General features: G+C 71.3%; 15 protein-coding genes. 8 read left to right on the forward strand and 7 right to left on the reverse strand.

Translation table 11 applies throughout. The annotated features are described in order from the left end of the window. Both AB0N31_RS34265 and AB0N31_RS34270 read left to right on the forward strand, forming a co-directional pair. A partial coding sequence (locus AB0N31_RS34265; RefSeq protein ID WP_366062420.1) for a thioester reductase domain-containing protein occupies window positions 1-4,568 on the forward strand: 4,568 nt, incomplete at its 5' end. A 92-nt stretch (window positions 4,569-4,660) separates the two neighbouring features. Next, on the forward strand, window positions 4,661-5,434 hold the full coding sequence (locus tag AB0N31_RS34270) for an alpha/beta fold hydrolase (RefSeq protein WP_366062421.1): 774 nt from the start codon (window positions 4,661-4,663) through the stop codon (window positions 5,432-5,434). Window positions 5,435-5,684: 250 nt separating this feature from the next. Here AB0N31_RS34270 and AB0N31_RS34275 read toward each other — a convergent pair whose 3' ends face one another. Beyond that, window positions 5,685-6,218: a DUF3291 domain-containing protein gene (locus AB0N31_RS34275; protein ID WP_366062422.1), complete on the reverse strand. Its 534-nt coding sequence runs from the start codon at window positions 6,216-6,218 to the stop codon at window positions 5,685-5,687. A 471-nt stretch (window positions 6,219-6,689) separates the two neighbouring features. After that, window positions 6,690-7,253, reverse strand: coding sequence for an NIPSNAP family protein (locus AB0N31_RS34280; RefSeq protein WP_366062423.1), 564 nt, complete (start codon window positions 7,251-7,253; stop codon window positions 6,690-6,692). Window positions 7,254-7,359: 106 nt separating this feature from the next. Here AB0N31_RS34280 and AB0N31_RS34285 point away from each other — a divergent pair, with 106 nt between their 5' ends. Then, window positions 7,360-8,358 (forward strand): YafY family protein, encoded by a 999-nt coding sequence (locus AB0N31_RS34285; RefSeq protein WP_366062424.1) that lies wholly within the window; start codon window positions 7,360-7,362, stop codon window positions 8,356-8,358. Window positions 8,359-8,538: 180 nt separating this feature from the next. Here the strand turns inward: AB0N31_RS34285 and AB0N31_RS34290 are convergent, their stop codons facing one another. From AB0N31_RS34290 to AB0N31_RS34305, 4 genes are all read right to left on the reverse strand, one after another. Continuing rightward, a complete protein-coding gene (locus tag AB0N31_RS34290) occupies window positions 8,539-8,865 on the reverse strand; it encodes a hypothetical protein (protein ID WP_366062425.1) in 327 nt (108 codons plus the stop codon). Between the two features lie 267 nt (window positions 8,866-9,132). Next, window positions 9,133-9,795 carry a hypothetical protein gene (locus AB0N31_RS34295; RefSeq protein WP_366062426.1) on the reverse strand — a complete coding sequence of 221 codons (663 nt, stop codon included), beginning with the start codon at window positions 9,793-9,795 and terminating at the stop codon, window positions 9,133-9,135. A gap of 569 nt (window positions 9,796-10,364) precedes the next feature. After that, on the reverse strand, window positions 10,365-13,481 hold the full coding sequence (locus AB0N31_RS34300; protein WP_366062433.1) for an FG-GAP-like repeat-containing protein: 3,117 nt from the start codon (window positions 13,479-13,481) through the stop codon (window positions 10,365-10,367). A 282-nt stretch (window positions 13,482-13,763) separates the two neighbouring features. After that, the gene (locus AB0N31_RS34305; protein ID WP_366062427.1) at window positions 13,764-14,375 is read right to left on the reverse strand and encodes a hypothetical protein; all 612 of its coding nucleotides are present in this window, start codon (window positions 14,373-14,375) and stop codon (window positions 13,764-13,766) included. Here AB0N31_RS34305 and AB0N31_RS34310 point away from each other — a divergent pair. From AB0N31_RS34310 to AB0N31_RS34325, 4 genes are all read left to right on the forward strand, one after another. Further along, window positions 14,347-14,952, forward strand: a complete 606-nt coding sequence (locus AB0N31_RS34310; RefSeq protein ID WP_366062428.1) for an ABC transporter ATP-binding protein — start codon at window positions 14,347-14,349, stop codon at window positions 14,950-14,952. The genes AB0N31_RS34305 and AB0N31_RS34310 overlap by 29 nt on opposite strands. 5 nt (window positions 14,953-14,957) lie before the next feature. After that, window positions 14,958-15,440: a hypothetical protein gene (locus tag AB0N31_RS34315; protein WP_366062429.1), complete on the forward strand. Its 483-nt coding sequence runs from the start codon at window positions 14,958-14,960 to the stop codon at window positions 15,438-15,440. A 161-nt stretch (window positions 15,441-15,601) separates the two neighbouring features. Further along, the gene (locus AB0N31_RS34320; protein WP_366062430.1) at window positions 15,602-17,782 is read left to right on the forward strand and encodes an ABC transporter permease; all 2,181 of its coding nucleotides are present in this window, start codon (window positions 15,602-15,604) and stop codon (window positions 17,780-17,782) included. 297 nt (window positions 17,783-18,079) lie between these two features. Continuing rightward, window positions 18,080-18,427 carry a prolipoprotein diacylglyceryl transferase family protein gene (locus AB0N31_RS34325; protein ID WP_366062434.1) on the forward strand — a complete coding sequence of 116 codons (348 nt, stop codon included), beginning with the start codon at window positions 18,080-18,082 and terminating at the stop codon, window positions 18,425-18,427. Between the two features lie 430 nt (window positions 18,428-18,857). On the opposite strand, the gene AB0N31_RS34330 is transcribed toward AB0N31_RS34325, so the two are convergent. Then, on the reverse strand, window positions 18,858-19,433 hold the full coding sequence (locus AB0N31_RS34330; RefSeq protein WP_366062431.1) for a TetR/AcrR family transcriptional regulator: 576 nt from the start codon (window positions 19,431-19,433) through the stop codon (window positions 18,858-18,860). 56 nt (window positions 19,434-19,489) lie between these two features. Between AB0N31_RS34330 and AB0N31_RS34335 the strand changes: the two genes are divergently transcribed. Continuing rightward, window positions 19,490-19,909 (forward strand): creatininase family protein, encoded by a 420-nt coding sequence (locus AB0N31_RS34335; protein WP_366062432.1) that lies wholly within the window; start codon window positions 19,490-19,492, stop codon window positions 19,907-19,909. The last annotated feature ends 418 nt before the right edge of the window (window positions 19,910-20,327 follow it).

Below are 20,327 nucleotides of genomic sequence, written 5' to 3' on the forward strand. Positions count from 1 at the left end.
CCGCCGCCCACGTCGCGGGAGTCTTCTCGCTGGAGGACGCCGCACGACTCGTGGCCGCCCGCGGACGCCTCATGCAGGCCGCCCGCCAAGACGGCGCCATGGCCGCCGTCCAGGCCACGGAGGACGAAGTCCGCGCCTCCCTGCTGCCGTACGGCGAGGAACGCGTCGCCGTCGCCGCCGTCAACGGCCCACGCGCCACCGTCGTCTCCGGCGACGAGGACACCGTCACCGCCGTCACGGAGAACTGGCGGGCCAACGGCACCCGCGTCAAACTCCTGACCGTCTCCCACGCCTTCCACTCGCCCCACATGGACGACATCCTCGACGAATTCCGTCAGGTCGCCGCCACCCTCACCTACGACAAACCCCGCATCCCCCTGGTGTCGACACTGACGGGGCGCATCGCCGATGCCGACGAACTCGCCACCCCCCGCTACTGGACCGACCAGATCCGCGGCACCGTCCGCTTCACCGACGCCCTCACCAGCCTGCGCGAGGCCGGCGCCGACACGTTCATCGAGATCGGCCCCGACGCCGTCCTCACCGCCCTCACCCGCGACACCCTCGAAGACACCACCGCCGTCCCCCTCCTGCGCCGCGACCACGACGAGACCCGGACCCTCGTCCAGGCCGTCGGCGCCCTGCACACCCACGGCGTCCGAGTGGACTGGACGGCCTTCTTCGCCGGTACCGGCGCCCGCCGCATCGAGTCGCCCCTGCCCACCTACGCCTTCCAGCACGAGCGGTACTGGATCAAGCCCGTCGCCGGTGCCCTGGACACCGCCGGCCTCGGTCTCCGGCCGGGCGGACACCCGGTCTTCGGCGCCCAGGTGGAACAGGCGGACGGCCGGGGCGCGCTGTTCACCGGCCGCGTCTCGGTGCGCAGTCACCCGTGGCTGACCCGGTACACCCTCCTCGGAGCGACCGCGCTGCCGCCGGAGGCCCTGGTGGACGCCCTCGTGCGCGCCGGTGACGAACTCGGCACGGGCGCCGTGGAGTCCCTGGTCCTGGACCTGCCGCCGACGCTGCCGGAGGACGGCAGGCTCCAGCTCCAGCTGTCCGTCGGGGAACCGGACGCGGACCTGACGCGGGCCTTCACCCTGTACGCCCGCCCCGACGGCGGCGACCTGCCGTGGTCGGAGTGCGCGCGGGGACGGCTGGGCCACGGCGGCTCCAGGGCGCCGTTCGGCCCCTCGGCCGCGTGGCCGCCCGCCGAGGCCGCCGCGCTCGCCCTCGGGGACACGGACACGGAGCGGGGCGTCACCGCCGGCTGGCGGCTCGGCGACGAGGTGTTCGCCGACCTCGTCCTCGACGAGGCGCTGCACGGCGAGGCCGCCGACTTCGGCCTGCACCCGGAGCTGCTGCGCTCGGCCCTGTACGCCGCGGCGCTGACCGGCCCGCACGCGGAACGGGACGACGAGACGCTCGCCGTCGAGTGGAGCGGCTTCCAGCTGTACGCGACCGGTGCCACCGCCCTGCGCGCCCACCTCGTCCCGACGGGCGAGCACACGGTCGCCCTGCGTCTCGCCGACCGCGCCGGCCGGCCCGTGGCCTTCGCCCGGGCCGTGACCAGCCGCTCCGTGGACGCCGGCCGGGTGCGCGACGCCCTGGCCCGGGACGCCGACGCGTTGTTCCACGTGCACTGGCGGGCCACCCCGCTGCCCGTGCCCCCCACCGCCCCGGCCCTCGCCGTCGTCGGCGAGGACTTCGACCGCCCCACCGCCGCCCCCGCCGGCGAGGGGGCCGACCGCACCGGCGAGGGAACCGACGGCCTCACCCTGGCCGAGGCGACCGGGCGGGCCGGGCGCGGCGAGGCCGACGCGGTCGTGGTGTTCAGGCCCGCCGTCGACCCGCGGAGTGCGGACGTCGTGGCCGCCGTGCACGCGCACACCCGTGCCACCCTCGATCTGGTCCAGCGGTGGCTGGCCGACGAGCGGCCCGGCGCCGTACCGCTGGTCGTGGTGACCCGGGGCGCCGTCGCCACCGGGGACGAGGAGTTCCTCGACCCGGCCGGCTCGGCGGACTGGGGTCTGCTGCGCTCGGCGCAGTCGGAGTCCCCGGACCGGATCGTCCTGGTGGACGCCGACACGGACGATCCGGCCGCCCTCTCGGGCCCCCTGGCCGCGGTGGTCGCCTCCGGCGCCGCCCAGGCCGCGATCCGCGACGGCCGCGTCCTGCTGCCGAGCGTGCTCCGAGCCCCCGGTGCCCCCCTTGCCGAGGACGACGGCGCCCGCCGCTGGAACCCCGAGGGCACGGTCCTGATCACCGGTGGCACCGGCAGCCTCGGCGCCCTCTTCGCCCGCCACCTGGCGGGCGAGCACGGGGTGCGGCACCTGCTCCTGGTCAGCCGTCGGGGGCCCGCCGCGCCGGGCGCCGAGGACCTGCGGGCGGAACTGGCCGGGCTGGGCGCCACGACGACCGTCGTCGCCGCCGACATCACCGACCGTGCCGCCCTGGCCGCCGTCCTCGACGCGGTGCCCGCCGAACACCCGCTGACCGGCGTCCTGCACCTGGCCGGTGTCACCGACGACGGTCTGGTCGGCGACCTCACCCCGGAGCGTCTCGACGCCGTGCTGGCGCCCAAGGCCGACGCCGCCTGGCACCTGCACGAACTGACCGAGCGGCTGGACCTGGCGGCCTTCGTGCTGTTCTCCTCCGTCGCGGGAGTCATCGGCGGCGCCGGCCAGGCCAACTACGCGGCGGCCAACGCCTTCCTGGACGGACTCGCCGCCCTGCGCGCCGCCCGGGGCCTGCCCGCCACCTCCGTGGCCTGGGGGCTGTGGGCCCAGGACTCCGGCATCGCCGGCGACCTGGACGAGGCCGACATCGCCCGCATCACCCGCGCCGGCTTCGGCGTCATCTCCCCGCAGCAGGGCCCCCGGCTGCTGGACCTCGCCCTCGCCCTGCCGTACGCCGCCCCCGTCGTCACCCCGCTGGACCTCGCCGCGATGCGGGAACGCCCCGCGCAGGTGCCGCCGCTGTTCGCCTCCCTGGTGCGCAGGCCGGTGCGGCGCGCCGCCAACAACTCCGCGCGCACGGCGGACGATCTGGCGCGGCGCCTGGCCGCGGCCGACGAACGCGAACAGCTCGCCCTCGTCCTGGACGTGGTGCTCACCGCCACGGCGGCGGTCCTCGGCCACGGCGACCCGTCGTCCCTCGCCGTCGAACAGCCTTTCAGCGGGCTCGGGTTCGACTCCCTCACCGCGGTGGAACTGCGCAACCGCCTCGCCGCGGAACTGGACCTGCGCCTGCCCGGCACCCTGGTCTTCGACCATCCCACCCCCCGCGCCCTGGCGGAGTTCCTGCGGACCGCCCTGACGGACGGCGCGGACGGCACGGGCGACAACACGGCCGCGGCGGCCGCCCGGCAGGGGGAGGACTACGCGGCGGAGATCCGCCTGGACGAGGCGATCCGGCCCGCCGCCGAGGTCGTACGGCAGGTCGACGACCCGGCGGAGATCTTCCTTACCGGCGCCACCGGCTTCCTCGGCGCGTTCCTGCTGCGCGACCTGTCGCGCGCCACCCGGGGCACCCTGCACTGCCTGGTCCGCGCGAGCGACGCGGCCGACGGCCTGCGGCGGCTGCGCGAGAACCTGGAGTACTACCGCGTCTGGGACGAGGTGGACCCCGCCCGGATCAAGGTTGTCGTCGGCGACCTCGCCGAGCCCCGGTTCGGCCTGGGCGAGGAGGAGTTCGACGCCCTCGCCCGCACCGTCGACGTCGTCTACCACGGCGGCGCCCAGGTGCACTGGCTGCACCCGTTCGGCACGCTGAAGGCGGCCAACGTGGGCGGCACGCGGGAGGTCCTGCGGCTCGCGGCACGGCACCGCACCGTTCCGGTCCACTATCTGTCCACCACCGGGGTCTTCGCGGGCCAGGAGACGGGGGGCCGGCCGCTGAAGGTGGACGACCCCACCGGGCCGGCCGAGGCACTGCCCAGCGGCTACCTGCGCAGCAAGTGGGTCGCCGAGCAGGTCATCGGCATCGCCCGCGACCGGGGTCTGCCGGTCTCCGTCTACCGCGTGGACGTCGTCTCGGGCGACCAGGTCAACGGCGCCTGCCAGACCCGCGACTTCGTCTGGCTGAGCCTGCGCGGGCTGATCCAGGCGGGCGCCGTCCCGGTCGGCCTGGACGTCGCGGTCCCGCTCACGCCCGTGGACTACGTCAGCTCCGCGCTGGTCGCCCTGTCGCTGTCGGGGCGGGTCCGTCCGGGCACCTTCCACCTCTACAACCAGAGTCACATGACCTTCGCCGAGTTCGTCACCGAGCTGAGGGCGAGGGGCCACTCACTGGAGGAGCTGGACCGGGACTCCTGGAGCGCCCTGGTCCGGTCGGACCCCGACAACGTGATGCTTCCGCTGCTGGAGGCCTTCGAGATGATGGCGAGGGGTGACGGGACCTTCTACCCGCCGGTCGACACGAGCGTGGCCGAACGGGCGCTGGCGGACACCGGGATCGAGTGCCCGAAGATGACGGTCGACCTGTTCCGGCGGTACGTCACCTTCTTCACGGAGGCCGGTTTCCTCCCGCCGGTGGACGCGGCCGCGCAGCTCTCCGCCCGCCCCTGAACCATCCCCCAGCCGTTCGCGACGACAAGCGGCTGCCGCGCCCCACACCGCATCGCCGGGCGGGGCGCGGCGGCCGCTGGATTGGATCCGACATGTCCGTAGTGGAGAGCCGCTGGCTGCGGCGGTTCGCAGGCGCCGAGGGCGGTGGGGGCGGCGAGAGCGGCCGGCTCCAGCTCGTCTGCTTCCCGCACGCGGGCGGCGCGGCCAGCGCCTACCTGGGCCTGACCCGGGCCCTGGCACCCGACATCGACGTGGTGGCCGTCCAGTACCCGGGACGTCAGGAGCGCCGCCTGGAGCCCGCGCTGACCTCCCTGACCCATCTGGCGAGGGCCGTCGCCGAGGAACTGGCCCGCGTCCCGCAGCGCCCGTACGCGTTCTTCGGCCACAGCATGGGCGCGGTCGTCGCCTACGAGACGGCCCGTGTGCTGGCCGAGTTCGACCTGGTCACCCCGCGGCGGCTGATCCTCTCCGGGCGCGGCGCCCCGAGCCTGGAGCCCCGGGCGAGCGACCGCCTGGAGGGCGACGCGGCCCTGATCGCCGAGATCCGCCGCCTGGGCGGCACGGGCAGCCGGGTCCTGGACGATCCCGAACTGCTGGAGATGGTGCTGCCCACCCTCCGCGCCGACTACGGGGCCCTCAGCCGCTACCGCTGGCTGCCGGGACCGCCCCTCGACATCCCGCTGACCGTCATGGTCGGCACCGCCGACCCGGTCGTCCCGGTCGACGACGCCCGCGGCTGGCTCGCCCACTCCACGCGCCCGGGCGAGCTCCTCACCTTCGACGGCGGCCACTTCTACCTCGACACCCGGCTCCCGTCGGTGGCGGAGGCGCTGCGCACGCTCCTGGGACAGCCCACGACCGTGTGAACGGCCCACTCGCCGGGGCCCCTTCCCCGGCGAGGCGGTCGGCCGGCACCGCCCGGCACGGGTCCGCCCCCCGGTGCCCCGCCGGGGGGCGGACCCGTCGCCTGCCGAGTCGCCCACCGGGCGGCGAAGCCGACGAGCACGGTCCACGCGGCGGCGACGGGGACGGCGGGCCGGCTGATGTCCTCGCACGCCCCGTCCGCCGGACGACGACCGAATCCGGGACGCGATCGGCTGTTTCCACGCCGGGGGCTCAGATTCCTTTGATCCTGGCCGGAGTCCCGTCCAGGGCGAACGAGTCGTGGAAGGTGAAGGCGTGCGGCGCGGAGCCGTGGTCGTGGAGGTGCTCCAGCCGGGAAACCCCGTCCTGCCAGGTGGGCGTCACGCCGTCGGGGACCCGCCAGAACACGTAATTCGGGTGTCCCGTCCTCTCGAACCAGTCGTAACGCCTGGTCAGCGCCTCACGGTGCAGACCGGTGTAGACGGCGTCGAAGGCGGGGCGCAGGTCGGTCCAGAGCGAGAGGGACGCGGCCAGGGCGGTGGTTTCCGGCGTACGGCCCTTGCCGTACCAGGTCGGCACGGCGAACTCTCCCCATGCACCCCAGTCCGCATCGAAGAACGCGCCCCGGTCACCGTCCGCCGCTTCAGCATGCGCGAGGTATCCGGGGTGCTGACTGATCTTCCGGTAGACGGCCTCACCCATGTCGTAGAACTCTCGCGTGAGAGGTGCGGGATCGGCGAGAGGTGACGTCAGGACGCCGAATGTGTACAGCGCGAGATGGGGCATGCGTCTCTCCCTGGTCGGGGGGTGCCTGGTGTGGACCCGGTGCGGTGGCTCACGCATGGGGGGCGAGGATTCGTGGGGCATGACCGACTCGTCCCGCCGCGGGTGGCTCAGCCCGAAGTAACTCCCGTGCGACCGTGGGCGATCGCCGAGGACCAGGTGAAGGTAGCCGTCTCTGCGGGCCATGTCGAAGTTGCGTTTTCCCTGTCCAAGTGGCCTCTTGCACCGGCCATTGCGGGGGCCGGGGCGGTGACGGGCGGGGCAGGCTGCGGGTACCGGTGATCCACTTCGGCCGATCGGTTCACCCGCCGACCGGCTCCGAGCCTTCGAGGACCGCCACAGCACCACGGCACAGCCGTTCCGGTGGAGGTTCACCACCTCCGACCTGGACGATCTGCCGGCCAGGCTCGACCGGGACACCACCGATCACCACGAAGAGTCCTCTGTCGCACCGGCAGCGTGCCCCCGGGGGATTCACGGCGCCGACCCCCAAGGCCTCACGGGTTCCAGCCGCAGTAGCCGGGCCGGCCAAGGTGCCGGCTCGGCCGGGCCGAACCAGACCCGGACGTCCTCCCCGGTACGGACGGGCAAGCGGGGAAAGTCGTTCTCGGCGTGCTCGGTGCGGTGCAGCGCGTGGTCAGGGCCCAGGTACCGGGCCGCGTACGCGTCGAAGCAGGCCGCGTCGGTGGGGTGGCAGACGGTCGCGAGCACTTCACTCGTGCCCGGTTCCGGCGTGAAGCCTGGTCCGCGCAGCAGCAGGGCGTCGTCGCTGTCGACCATGGTGGCGTTGGCCGCGTCGCGGTGCTCCCGCCAGACCGGTCCGGTGTAGAACGCCTCCAGCGCGCGCCGGCGGCGCGCCATGTCGGGGAACGCGCGCAGCCAGACGAAGCGGTCCGGGTCGTCCAGGTCGCGGAACCGGCCGCCGACGGTGATGCCGACAGCCTGCTGGCCGGTCACGAACTCGCGCTCGAACAGTTCGATCAGCGTTTCCCGGGCACCGGGATGCAGGGTGTACTGCCGGAGTTCGACGATGCTCATGCGGTGGCCCGCCCGGTGCGCGTGAGGTCCGTGGTCCAGTTGTCTTCCATGCGCCGCAGGTTAGGGCCGGTCCGCTGACATCCACTGTCAGTGGATGATGAGCGGCATGCGTGCGAGCCGGCTGGTCACCCTGCTCCTGCTGCTCCAGAACCGGGGCCGGATGACGGCCCGGCAGCTCGCGGACGAACTGGAGGTCTCCGTCCGGACGGTCTACCGGGACGTCGAGGCGCTCGGTGCCGCCGGTGTCCCGCTGTACGGCGCCGCCGGGCACGCCGGCGGCTACCGGCTGGTCGACGGCTACCGGACCCGGCTCACCGGACTGACCGCGGACGAGGCACAGGCCGCGTTCTTCGCCGCACTCCCCGGCGCCGCCGCCGAACTCGGCCTCGGCGAGGCGCTCGCCACCGCCCGGCTCAAGCTGCTGACCGCCCTTCCGGCGGAGCTGCGCGAGCACGCCGAGCGGATCCAGGAACGCTTCCTGCTCGACGCCCCCGGCTGGTACGGCGACGCCCACCGGGTGCCTCATCTGGCCGCGGTCGCCGCCGCGGTGTGGGCGCGGCGGGCGGTGGTACTGCGGTACCGGCGCTGGCGGGCGCCGGAGGAGATCGAGCGACGGGTGGAGCCGTACGGGCTCGTCCTCAAGGCCGGTCGCTGGTACCTGGTCGCCGGCGGGCCGTCCGGGATCCGCACCTACCGGATCGATCAGATCCTCGAAGTCCGGCCACTGGAAGAAGAGTTCGGCATTCCGGACGGGTTCGACCTGGCCGGGTACTGGAACGGGTATCTGGCCGACTTCCGAGCGCGGCTGCACACCGGGGAGGCGCTGGTGCGGCTCACTCCGGAGGGCGCCCGCCGTCTCGGCGTGACACCCACGGGTGACGGGTGGACGGAGGCCCGCGTGCCCATCGAGTCGATCGATCACGCCCACCGGGAGTTCCTGCGGCTGGGTGCCGATGTCGAGGTCCTGGCGCCGGCCGAACTACGCGACCGCATCGCCGACACGGTACGAACCCTGACCACCCTCTACCAAGGGCGCCCCCCGGGCGGGGAGTCCCGCCGACCCGGGCACCGACCGCCCGCACCGGACACCCGCGCACGCGGGTAGGACCCGAGGGGCCTCTTCACCCGGGGAGCGCGGCGTTCCCGACCGCACCACGACTCCGGGACCCTGGACAAGTCCGCTCGCGCCAGGTCGGCGGCACCCCCCACGTCACGGACGCCGCCGTCAGAACGCGCAGAGGTCGGCGGGTACGTCAGGGGATCGCGTACGGGGGCGGGAGCCCGGTCAGGGAGTGGCGAACGGCTGGGCCAAGGAGACGTTGAGCCGATCGACCTCGCGGCGCACGAAGGCACGGTCGTGGAAAGCGTTCGACAGCGTGGCGGCGCCCTGACTGGAGGTCAGGACGTGCAGGGCGAGGTCGTCGGCGTCGGCCGCCCCGAGCTCTTCGAACTGCTCGCGCAGCCAGGCGCGGAACACCTCGAACACGCCGACCGCGTGCGCGCGGGAGGGATGGCCGAGCTTGGCCGGCTCGTTGGTCAGCGTCCCCACCGGACATCCGTGGTTCTCGATGCCGCTCTGGTTGGTGACGACGATCTCGATGAACCGCCGCACCCCACGTAGCAGCTGTGTTCCGTAGACATACGCTGTGTTGCATCCGTCGTGTTGCGGCTGAAAGTGCGAAGTGGCGTACGAGTGGCGGCGGTTCTGATGAGGACTCCTGAAATTCCCCAGAGCTGCTCGCGTTCCCCACTCGGTTGCGCAGTGAACGGAGGGGCCGGATCCGTCCGCCGGTTGAGGGTTCGGACGGCTCCGCCTCGTCAAGGGCGCCTACGGCGTCATGTATCCGCTCTGACGCCGGTACGGAGTGGCATTGCCGCTCTACCGCTCGGCGGTGCCGTCCTCACCGTCAATCTCGTAGATCCGCTCTTGAAGCCGTTCACCGGCCCAGTCCAGCCCGACGCCCAGGTCAAACCAGTGCCGATCCTTGCGGATTTCAGGCTGTGCGAGGTTCACCGCCGCCCAGGAGAACACCCCCAGGAGGATGGAACGCCCGTGATGCGTTGTGCGCACGGACAACGCAAACGGCGCGGCGAGTGCCGCGCGCGTGACCGACATGACCTGTTCGTCCTCGGAATGTCGACGCCCACCCGTGAGAAACCGGGGCGTTTCAAGGATCTTGACCCACTCGACCACTGCGTCTGCCGCCTGGGCACGCAAGGACTCTTCGATGCCCTTCCGGACGGCGGTCGCGGGGTCATCGCCGAGCCAGCCAAGCCAGTGATCAGGATCAGTGAGCTTGCTGAAGTCGTCCTGTGGCACCCCGTGACGGAGATTCTCCTGGTACTCCCCTGTCAGTCTTCCGCTGCTATCCACCAACCACGCGCCGCGGATTGCCTCGGGAGGTACGTAGCCGTTCGGGTCGTCGATATACGCCGGGTCGATCTCGGCAACGCTGCCACCAGGATTCTCAGCAGCCGCAGCCAGTAGCGCCGGCTCGTTCGGTATGCCCTTACGTCGGCCTCGCCAGCCAAAACGCCCCACGTTCCCACCCCCACCGTTGTGCCCGCCCAGTTGACAGCGATTGTGCCGTACCGGTCAGGACCGCATGAGGGGGGTGCGCGTGACCGCGACGGGCGGGTGGGGAATCTCAGCGAGCAGGTCTGTCCCACCCCGAGCAAGGGGTGGGACTTTCAAATATCGCCATCAGTTCTGGATCGGTGATGGCGGAGCGCCCGCTGCCGACTGGCCGGGGCAGGGTGGGAAGACCTGGAGGGGTTCGAGCGCGCGCGCTCCGGCTGCGCGAGCAGCAGCCGATCCTCGTCTCGCCGGAGGGGCGGGGCGATCACCGGCTGAGCGAGTGTTTCCGGCAGTCGGCGTTCTCCGCGAAGGCGCAGGGCACGCAGCTCACCTACGCGCCGCTCTACCGGCTGTTCTTCGCCTTCCTGTGGCAGCGCGAGCTGGACGCTTCGCGGCAGCTCCGGGAGAACAGGGCCTTTTCGGACGGCCGGGCCGCCAACCAGACGGTGATGGCTCATCTGGAGCACCATCGGGTGGCAGGCCGACCCAGCCGTCCTCCGAAGTCCGGCACTCATGGGACGGGTGCCGTGTTGTCAGCCGATGTTGATCCAGGCCCGGGTGGAACCGGTCCTGGGATTGACGTCGAGGTAGTCCTCGCGGCGGTCGGCGTTGATGTCGGCGAACTGGATCTGGTTGCCGGGCGCGTCGACGCCGGAGGCGGTCGTGCCTTGCGGCGCCCAGTACCAGTCGCCGCCCTCGGGGTTGGGTCCGCCGTTGGCCCACAGGTCTACCGCGCTGTTGCCGTGCACGACGAGGTAGTCGGCGCGTCGGTCACCGGTGAGGTCGGCGAAGCGGACGTTGCGGCCGGACGCGCCGACACCGCCCGCGATGGTGCCCTGCGACACCCAGTACCAGTCGCCGCCCTCGGGTTTGGGCCCGCCGTTGATCCACGCCTGGACCGAGCTGTTGTCGTTGACGACCACGTAGTCGGCCCGGCCGTCGCCGTTGAGGTCGGCGAGCCGGATGTTGGTACCTGGCGCGCCGACACCGCCCGCGATGGTGCCCTGCGGCACCCAGTACCAGTCGCCGCCACCTGGTTTGGGCCCGCCGTTGGTCCACGCCTGGACCGAGCCGTCCGCACCGACCTGCAGGTAGTCGGCCCGGCCGTCGCCGTCGAGGTCGACGAAGCGGACGTTGCGGCCGGACGCTCCGACACCGCCCGCGATGGTGCCCTGCGGCACCCAGTACCAGTCGCCCCCACCTGGTTTGGGCCCGCCGTTGGTCCACGCCTGGACCGAGCCGTCCGCACCGACCTGCAGATAGTCGGCCCGGCTGTCACCGTTGATGTCGGCGTAGACGACCTGGCTGGAGCTGCCCGCCGTGATCGAACCCTGCTCATGCCAGGTCCAGCCGGGGCCGGCAGGTGGGCCACTGTTGCGCCACAGCCAGGTGTTGCCGGTGGCAGGGTTGACATCGAGGATGTCCGCCTTGCCGTCGCCGTCCAGGTCGGCGAACTGGACCTGGCTGTCGGGCGAACGGAGGCCGGTGGCGATGGTGCCCTGCGGGCGCCAGGCGTAGTCGCCGCCTTCGGACTTGGGCCCGCCGTTGGTCCACGCCTGGACGGTGCCGTCGGGGTCGACGACCAGATAGTCGGCCCGGCCGTCGCCGTCGAGGTCGGCAAATCGCACATTGCCACCGGGCCTGCCGACGCCGGAGGCAACCACCCGCGTCTCTTCGGTCCAGGGGACCGATGCGCCAGGAGTGGAAAGCGCAGCTCTGACCGAGCCGTCAGGGTAGACCTGCAACCACTCGGCCGCGCCGTCCCCGTCGATGTCGGCGAAGCGGTGATTGATGTTCAACGAGGAGAGGGGCTTGTCGCCGGCGGGTCCGTACCACCCTGTGGGATTGCCCCACACATTTATCGAGTCGTATTTCACGCCTCTTACCTCATAGGACACGACGGATATCGTGTCGGCCCGACCGTGGCCGAGGACGTCGGCGAACTGCCATCGGGAAAAGCTGCTGCCCGGGATCGTGCTCGCGGAGTGGTTCCAGGTGATGGTGCCGTCGGTATTGAAGCCGCCGTTGAACCAGACCTCGGCCGCGCCGGTGTCGCGTGAGACGATGAAATCCGCCCTGGCATCGCCGTTGATGTCGGCGTAGTGGACCTGCTCATTGCCGCTCAGGGACAGACTGCCGGGGTGGGAGCCCGGAGCCATGGTGCCGCTCGCAATAACTTCCTGTGGAAGCCAACCCCGGACCGGGCCGCCGCCACCCCCACCGGGAGAAGGCGTCGGCGGGCTGATCCAGCCGGCCCACTCGGCAGCCTCGATACCCTCGTAGAAGACGTGACCCATCTTGCGGTAACCGTTGTCGCTGGGGTGCAGGAAGTCGGCCAAGTCGGACCCGGCGTTCAGCGCCGCGAAGTTGTCGACCAGCCATACGCGCTTGCCCTGGCTCCGCCGTTCGTAGACCTCCTGGGGCAAGCTGTCGTTGAAGGCGGTGATGCGCTGCTCTGTGACAGAGTTGGCCGACGGGACGAGCGTCGAGACGACCAACGTCACGTCCGGCTGCTTGGCGAAGATCTTGTCCATCAGGCTGCCCAGCCGGTCCGGAGCGCCGGCCGGGTCGACGGCCTCGTTCATGTCGTTGGTGCCGATGTGCAGCAGCACCACGTTGGGCTTGTAGGTGTCCATCACGGAGTCCGCGATGCCGATGAGATCGTGGATCTTCCAGTTCGGATGACCCTCGTTGTCGTTGTCCGGGATGTTCCCGTAGTGCTGGGAGCCGACGTAGCTCACCGTGGTGTTCTCCTGCTGCCGCAGCTCATCCCAGAGCGGACCCCGGTACGCGGCGGTCGTACTGCCCGCCCCGAACGTGATCGAATCGCCGAACGGCAGGATCCGCAACTCCGGCGGTTCGGCCGCCGCACGCATCGTGCCGAGCCCCACCGCGTAGTGATCGGAGCTCGATCCGGGCAGCCTGTGGACCGGATGGTTCGGGATGTTCTCCGAGGAGACGGCGTAGTCCAGCTCCCTACCACTTTGGTGGGTCGGCAGACCCGACCGGTAGAGCCAGGACTGCGCCGGCAGGAAGAACGATCCGGGCTCGCGGTTGAAATCGCCGAGCACGGTCCACGTCCGGTTCGGTCCCTGGTTGTTCACGAAGCCGGCGATCGCCTGCAGCATCGCCGGGGCGTCCCGGCCACCGTCGCCGTCGCTGCTGGAGAGGGCGTGGTAGCTGAAGTACCAGTTGTCACCGAAGCGGACACCCAAGGCGTTGCGGCCCGCCGGGTTCGGATTGGTCACGATGGTGACCTCGTCCGCCGCCCGCTGCGTGACCAGGGCGAGGTTGACACGGCCTCCCTCGTAGGAACCACCGTACGGGTCGGTCTGCAGGAAGTAGACCTCGAACTGCTCGTGCACCGCCCAACGGTGATGCTGGACGACGCCGGAGTTGCCGGGCGCGTTGGGAATGACGGGGATATCGGCGACAAATTCCCCAGGTGGCGTCGGACCTGCCTCCTGAAGCGCGACGATCTCCGCGGCCCGCGCGTAACCCGCCACCGTAGTGGTCCATTTGCTGTCACTTCCGGCACTGGCGCCCTGCAGGTTGTTGGTGATCACAGGCCACAACTGCAGGCCGGCGGCCGAAGCAGGGCTCGTCGTCACACCAACAGCCGTGAGAAGGGTCACCAGGATCGCCGACACGGTGATCAACGCACGTAATCGCACAAAGCTGTCCTTTCGCAGTGAAGAGAAGCGATACCCGAGCCAGGACCGGACCCCGCGGTCGTACCCGTATCTGCACCCGGCCGTTCCCGGCCCGGCCGATGGCCACCCGCCCGACGCGGGTCGTCGATTTCTGGCGCGAGGTGGCAAGGTCCCACGGGGATCCGGCTGTCGTACAGCGACACCCGCGATGGACCGCGTGGTCGGAAGTCGCGCCCACCCCGACAGAGAGCACTCTATGAGATCGGTGATCTGCAAACATCACCCCGCGGTGGACGGTCCCGTGCAGCTCGCAGGAGCGGCCACCCTTGGCTGCTGAGCGACGTACGACACCGCTGGCACCGGGATCTCCCCGGCATCCTTCGAGAACAGGGCCGTCATGAGCTGCTGCGCGTCCGGCGCGGTGGCCACTTCTGCGGCCTCGACAGGCTCCAGGGCGGCGAGCACCTTCCGGGCAGCAGCGTCTCGCGTGTCGGTCGCCTCTTCCAGTTGGTCCACTGTGCGGTCGATGCGCGTGAACAGGGCGCCATCGACGTCGAACTCGCCGCTGGAAGGGCGGTTGAGGAGTTTGAGACAGAAGACGACGCCGGTCCGGGTCTTGGCCGACTCACGGTGCCGGTCGGCCAGGTAGGCGTGCGGCTCGTCGAGGACGCCGAGGTCGCGGTAGGCCCACAGGGTGTCGATGTCGTGGCCGGTGACGGCTTCGAGGCGGTGGTCGAGCGGGGAGGAGGGCGAGGCTGCATCAATGGCTGTGAGCGTGACGTTGCGCGGGGTGAGCCGTCGGTATCCCGGGCTGACCGCTCTGGACGAGGTCGATCTGGAGGTCGCGGCCGGCGAGGTGGTGATGCTGACCGGGCCGTCCGGCGCCGGCAAGTCCACCGTCCTGCATGTGACGGGCGGCATGGACCAGCCCGACGAGGGGCACGTCGAGATCGACGGCACACAACTGGTACCCCGGGACCTGGACCGTCACCGGCGGCGTATCGGCTTCGTCTTCCAGCGCTTCCACCTGCTGCCCGCGCTGACCGCGCTGGACAACGTGCTCGCCCCCGTCCTGCCGCGCAGAGTGGACTTCGACCGGCGTGCGCGCGGCATGGAGCTGCTCGAAGCTGTCGGCCTGAACCAGCGGGCCGACGCCCTGCCCTCGCAGTTGTCGGGCGGCCAGCAGCAACGCGTCGCCGTCGCACGCGCGTTGATCAACCGGCCGGGACTGTTACTGGCCGATGAGCCCACGGGCAACCTGGACAGCGTCATCGGGCGGGAGATCATCGACCTGCTGATGTCGCTGCGCGAGCGCTACGGGATGACGATGCTGATCGCCACGCACGACGCGGAGGTCGCCGCGGGCGGCGACCGGGTGGTGCGGCTGCAGGACGGCAGGATCACCTCGGACCAGCGGATCGCACCGTCCGGCGACGTGCTGCACCGGCTGGGGGGCCTGCGCCCGTGATGGCGATGATCCTCGATCAGTTACGGCGGCGGCGCGGGCGCGCGCTGGCCCTGGCCGCCGGAATCCTGGTGGCGGCGACCAGTTTCACCCTGCTGACCGCGACGGTGAGCACGAGCCAGGCGACCACCGTGGGCACGGTACGGAAGAACGCACGGTCCGCGTACGACGTCCTGGTACGCCCGCCCGACTCGCAGACGGACGTGGAGCGGCAGAGCGGTCTGGTCGCGCCGAACTTCCTGTCCGGCACGTTCGGCGGCATCACCATGGACCAGTACCGGCGCATCCGCGGCATGGCCGGGGTCGACGTGGCCGCGCCGGTCGCCAACATCGGCTACCTCATGGTGGCGAGCACCGTCACGGTGGACGTGTCCCGCTTCCTGAACGGCAAGGCGTCCCGGCAGATCCTGCGCATCAGCCCTACGCTCACCTCCGGACTGGGCAGCTACCGCACCTCGGACGAGTACGTCTACCTCACCCGCTCCCCCTGACGTCGGCATCGGAGTCGGACGGCCTCTTCGAGTCCGACACCCTGGAAACGGGTGCGGCCGACAAGAGCACCCAGCGGTATCGGATCAAGGGGAAGTACGACGTCTGCTTCTACTTCAACTGGGACAAGACCGAGCAGACCGAGTTCAACCTGAATCTGCCGTTGAAGCCGAACATCATCGCCGAGGACCTCAGGGACAGGTCGCCGTTCGACCCGGACCTGAGTTCGCGGATGAACTGCCAGTCCGGCCAGGACAAGGCCACCATCGACGTTCCGGTCAGTTACCCCGTGCTGCCGTCCGCCGTCGACCCGGTGGCCGAGGACCGGCTGGTGGGCCTGGGCGACACCATCACCTCGGGCCGGATGCTCACCGAGCAGGACAAGCCGTGGACGGTGTCGTCCGCCAAGAGCGTCCACGGACGGCACGACTCCTACATCCCGGCGCTGCTCAGCGACAACCCGCTGACCACCGGCACACTCGACGCCACCGTCGAGCGGCTCGACGTCGGCGACCCGGCCGAGCTGCCCTCGAGACTGGGCAACCCGACAGCCGGCAGCTTCGTCCGAAGCCTGCACGGCACCACGGTGGGCAAGACCCGACTCGACCTGAGCAAGGGCTACCGGAAGGCACTGAACGAGGACTCGTTCGACACCGGGGCCTACTGGACGGTGGGCCCGGTCACCTACCGCCGGACCTCCGACGGCGACCTCGCCGCGCAGCCGCAGCCGCCGCAGAAGCCCAGCCTGTGGATCACCAACTCGAACCAGCAGCCGTTCTCCAACGTCCCCGAGGAGAACCACCAGGGCACCCAGTACCGGAAGGTGACCAGCCACGCCGCCACGGACTGCGTCGGACTGGGTACCTGCGACGGTGTGGACTCCGGACGCCTGCCCAATCCCTTCGTCCACCTGGTCGGCCGCTACGACACCGGCAAACTGCCCGGCTTCTCACCCCTGTCCGACACCCCGCTGGAGACCTACCAGACGCCGCAGGTCACCGGTGCGGACAGCGCGACCCGCGCGAGGCTCCACGGCAAGCCGCTGCAGCCCGACCGCAACCTGGGTGGCTACGCCAGCCCGCCGCCCACCATGCTGACGACGATGGACTGCATCACCGCGCTCACCAAGAGCCGTCGGGTCCCGAGCCTCCAGGACAAGGCGCCGGTCAGCGCGATCAGGATCCGGGTGGCCGGAGTGACCGGCGTCGACACCGCCTCCCGGGCGCGGGTGAACGCGGTGGCCGGGAAGATCCGGGCCGCCTACCCCCGGCTCCAGGTCGACGTCACCGTCGGCAGCTCGCCCGCGCCGCAGACGGTGGCGCTGAGTGCCTCGGCGCAGGTGACGGAGCGTTGGGTCGCCAAGGGCGTGGCACTGCGCATTCTCAGGGCGGTGGACACCAAGAGCGCGGTGCTCTTCGTGCTGGTCCTCGTCGTGTGCGCGCTCTTCCTCGGCCAGGCGGCGCTGGCCTCGGTGCGCTCACGTCGCATCGAGATCGGCACGCTGCGCTGCCTTGGCTGGAGCGGTGGCGAAGTGCTCCGCCTGGTCCTCGCCGAACTGGCGCTGATCGGCCTCGTCGCCGGAGCCGCGGGCACGGTGCTCGCGTACGTGCTGGGCCGGGAGCTGGGCCAGCCCGAAGCCGGCGCCAAGTCACTCCTCGTGCTCCCGGTGGCGCTCCTCCTGGCCACGGCGGCGGGCCTGATCCCCGCCTGGCTCGCCACTCGGCTGGGACCGATGGAAGCCGTCCGGCCCCCGGTGACGGCGGCCCGCCGCGCGCGCCCGGTGCGTTCGGTGGCCGGACTGGCCATGCTCAACCTGCTGCGGGTGCGGGACCGCACGCTGCTGGGTGCGGCAGGGCTGGCGCTGGGAGTGGCCGCCTTCACGGTGCTGCTCGCCCTGACGCTGGCCTTCCGGGGCGAGGTGGCCGGGTCGCTGCTCGGCAGTGCCGTGGTGGCGCAGGCGCGCGAGGCCGACTACCTCAGCGTCGCCCTGCCCCTGCTGCTGGGCGCCGCCGGCGCCATCGACGTCCTGGTCATCTCGCAGCGCGAACGCGCCGCCGATCTCGCGGTGCTGCGGGCGACCGGCTGGACCAACCGCGAGCTGGCGAGGCTGACCCTCTACGAGGGAGTCGGACTGGCTCTGCTGGGCGGCCTGTCCGGTGCGGTGGTTGGTCTGGCCGGGGTGCTGACCCTCGGCCGGGGCGTGCTGCACGGACACCTGTTCACGGTCGTCGGCGCCGCGCTGCTGGCCACGCTCGCGGCGACCGCCCTGGTGGTGGCGGCTTTGGCGGTGCCGATCCGGGGGCTGTCCCGGATCGGCACCGCCCACCTGCTCGCCGCCGACTGAGCCGACCACCACCGTCGGCCGCTTCGCCCAGCGGAAGACCCCGGCCGTGTTCACGGGCCGGAGTCTTCCGCTGTCGACGGACGTCCGCGGTCGTGCCCTCCCCTGTCAGCGACAGCCCTCAGCATTGGCTCACGTCGCCGGACACGGGGGCATTGAACCCCAGGATCCGGTCACGTGCTGGGCGGATCGCCGCGCTGTTCGGAAAGGTGGAAGGAGGCAGGCAGTGCGTCCACGGCGGCCGTGCGGGAGTCCTGATCGATTGCGGTGGGTACCGCGTCCATCCGCCGCTCGTGGGCGGTGGCACTCGGCGCGGTCGTCGCCTGGCTGGGCTGCTGCCGCCGTGGCGGCGAACTGTCCGACTCCGCCGACGCCGTCGCCCCCGGCCGGGTGCCGGCCCAGGCGATCGGCCGCTGGGGAAACCGCTTCAACCAGGAGCTGTACGGCCGCCGTTCAGTCACTCGGGTGGACACGCCCTGCGGCACGGTCCGGGGTCACACCGGGGGCCTGCCCGGCTACTCCAGTGAGATCTACACCGACGCCACCGGCACCCGTAGCGTCGCGGTCTTCACCATCACGAACTTCGGCATCAAGGAAAGGAAGGCCGCGACCGCGAACAAGGCCCTCGTCGACGCGGCCACCTGTTAGATGCTGGGCAACCCGCAGCCCTCGAACAGGACGACCGCATGACGGGCACCGCACCCGGCACGGGAACGGTCGGTGCGGCACTACGGGAAGCGCTAACGCGGTCGCACGCCCCCAGGAGCACCCGATACCCACGCCCCGGCGGCCCGCGAACACATCCTGCGCATCCGCGCCGTGCACCGTGTCAGGCAGTGTGTCGCAGCCGGCGCGGCGCGGTGGCCCTTCGCCCTGCGCGTGGCGAGCCGAGCGCCGACAGCTGACCGCGCCGGCGCCCACGGACCAGATGACCGTGGGCGCCGGCGGCGCGTTCGCCTCCTGCCAGACCCCGGAGCCCTCGTGCCCGTCTCACGGGGCGACGGGCGAAGTCGCCGGAGCGTCCGTCGGGACGTGGGCCGCGCGAGCGCTTTCGCAGGCGACGGAGACAGTCACCCGGTCACTGGTCGCCCTTACCGCGTATGCCGAAGAGCTCAGTCACAAGCTGGCGGGCGTACGCGGTGTCGAGCCCGGCCGGCCGGAAGAGGATGCGATACATCATGGGCGCGACGATGCGGTCCATGGCCGCCTCGACGTCGGGAGTGCTCTCCTCGCGGTCGGCGGCTCGGGCGAGAATGACGTTGATCTGTTCGGCCGCGTAGGCCGAGCACTGGCCGGCGTTGTTGCCGTCCGGGTCGCCGAGCAGGGCGTCGCGGATGTAGGCGCGGCCCGAGGCGGACGTCATTTCGTCGAGGAACTGTTCGGCCCATGCCGTGAGGTCGGACCGCAGGTCGCCGTGGTCCTCCGGTTCGGTGTCGGGTCGCAGCCGCTCCACCGCGACGTCCGACAGCAGTTCCTGCAGATTGCCCCAGCGTCGGTAGATGGTCGACGGGGTGACCCCGGCGCGCTGGGCGACCAGTGGGACGGTCAGTGCCTCGCGGCCCCTTTCCTCCATGAGTTCCCGTACAGCGGTGTGCACCGACGCCTGGACGCGTGCGCTGCGCCCGCCGGGGCGAACCCTTTGCTTGCTGCTCATCGCACCAGCTTAAAGCACAGTCCTTGCGTTTAGCGGGCCGGGAAGGGTTCTTGGCCATGTCCGAGAATCGCTGGAACCGTCCGACCGCTTCAGAGCTGCGCGAACCGGCGCAGCGTGACGCCGTCGTGCTGATGCCGGTGGGCTCGAACGAGCAACACGGTGAACACCTGCCGACCGGTGTCGACGACTTCCTCGCCTTGAAGGCATGCCGCAAGGCCGCCGATGTCCCCATGGTCATCGCCCCGTCGGTGTGGTGCGGCCTGGTCGAGCACCGCATGCCCTTCGGTGGCACCGTGACCCTGCCGCTGCCGACCCTCCACGCGCTCCTGCGGGATGTGTGCCGCTCGTCCTGCGCTCCGGATTCCGGCACCCCTGATCGTCAACGGGCATGGCGGCAACGTCACCGCGCTCAACGCGCTGGTGAACGAGCTGACAGTCCGCGGTCACCAGCCAGTTCACCGCTGGGCGTGAGGTGATCGCCGACACGTCGGAGGCCCAGCAGCGCCTCATGCATGCCTGCGAGGGCGAGACCTCCATGACACTGGCCGCCTCCCTGGCCATGTACGCACGGAGCGTGTCGCCCAGACGGTGGGCCCGGACATCTCGCTGCAGTCCGAGAATCCCTCGGCCGTCTGTCGTTCCGTCACTTTCGACATCATCACGCGCTCCGGCACCCGCGGGTGACGCCCGCACCCCCTCCGCGGCAGAGGGCGAGCGCCTGCTCGACGGCTGTGCCGGAGTCCTCGCCGATCCCATCGTCGCGGGCATCTGGTCGTGATCCCGACGGAGTCGAGCGGTGTGTGGGCCGGGCTCCTACGGCAAGGTCCCCTACGTCCCCAACGGCGTCGACCGCCTCGCCCACCAGGGAACCCTGGCCCGCACCGTCGCCGACGC

The sequence above is a fragment of the Streptomyces sp. NPDC051051 genome, assembly GCF_040682975.1.
Lineage (GTDB): Bacteria > Actinomycetota > Actinomycetes > Streptomycetales > Streptomycetaceae > Streptomyces.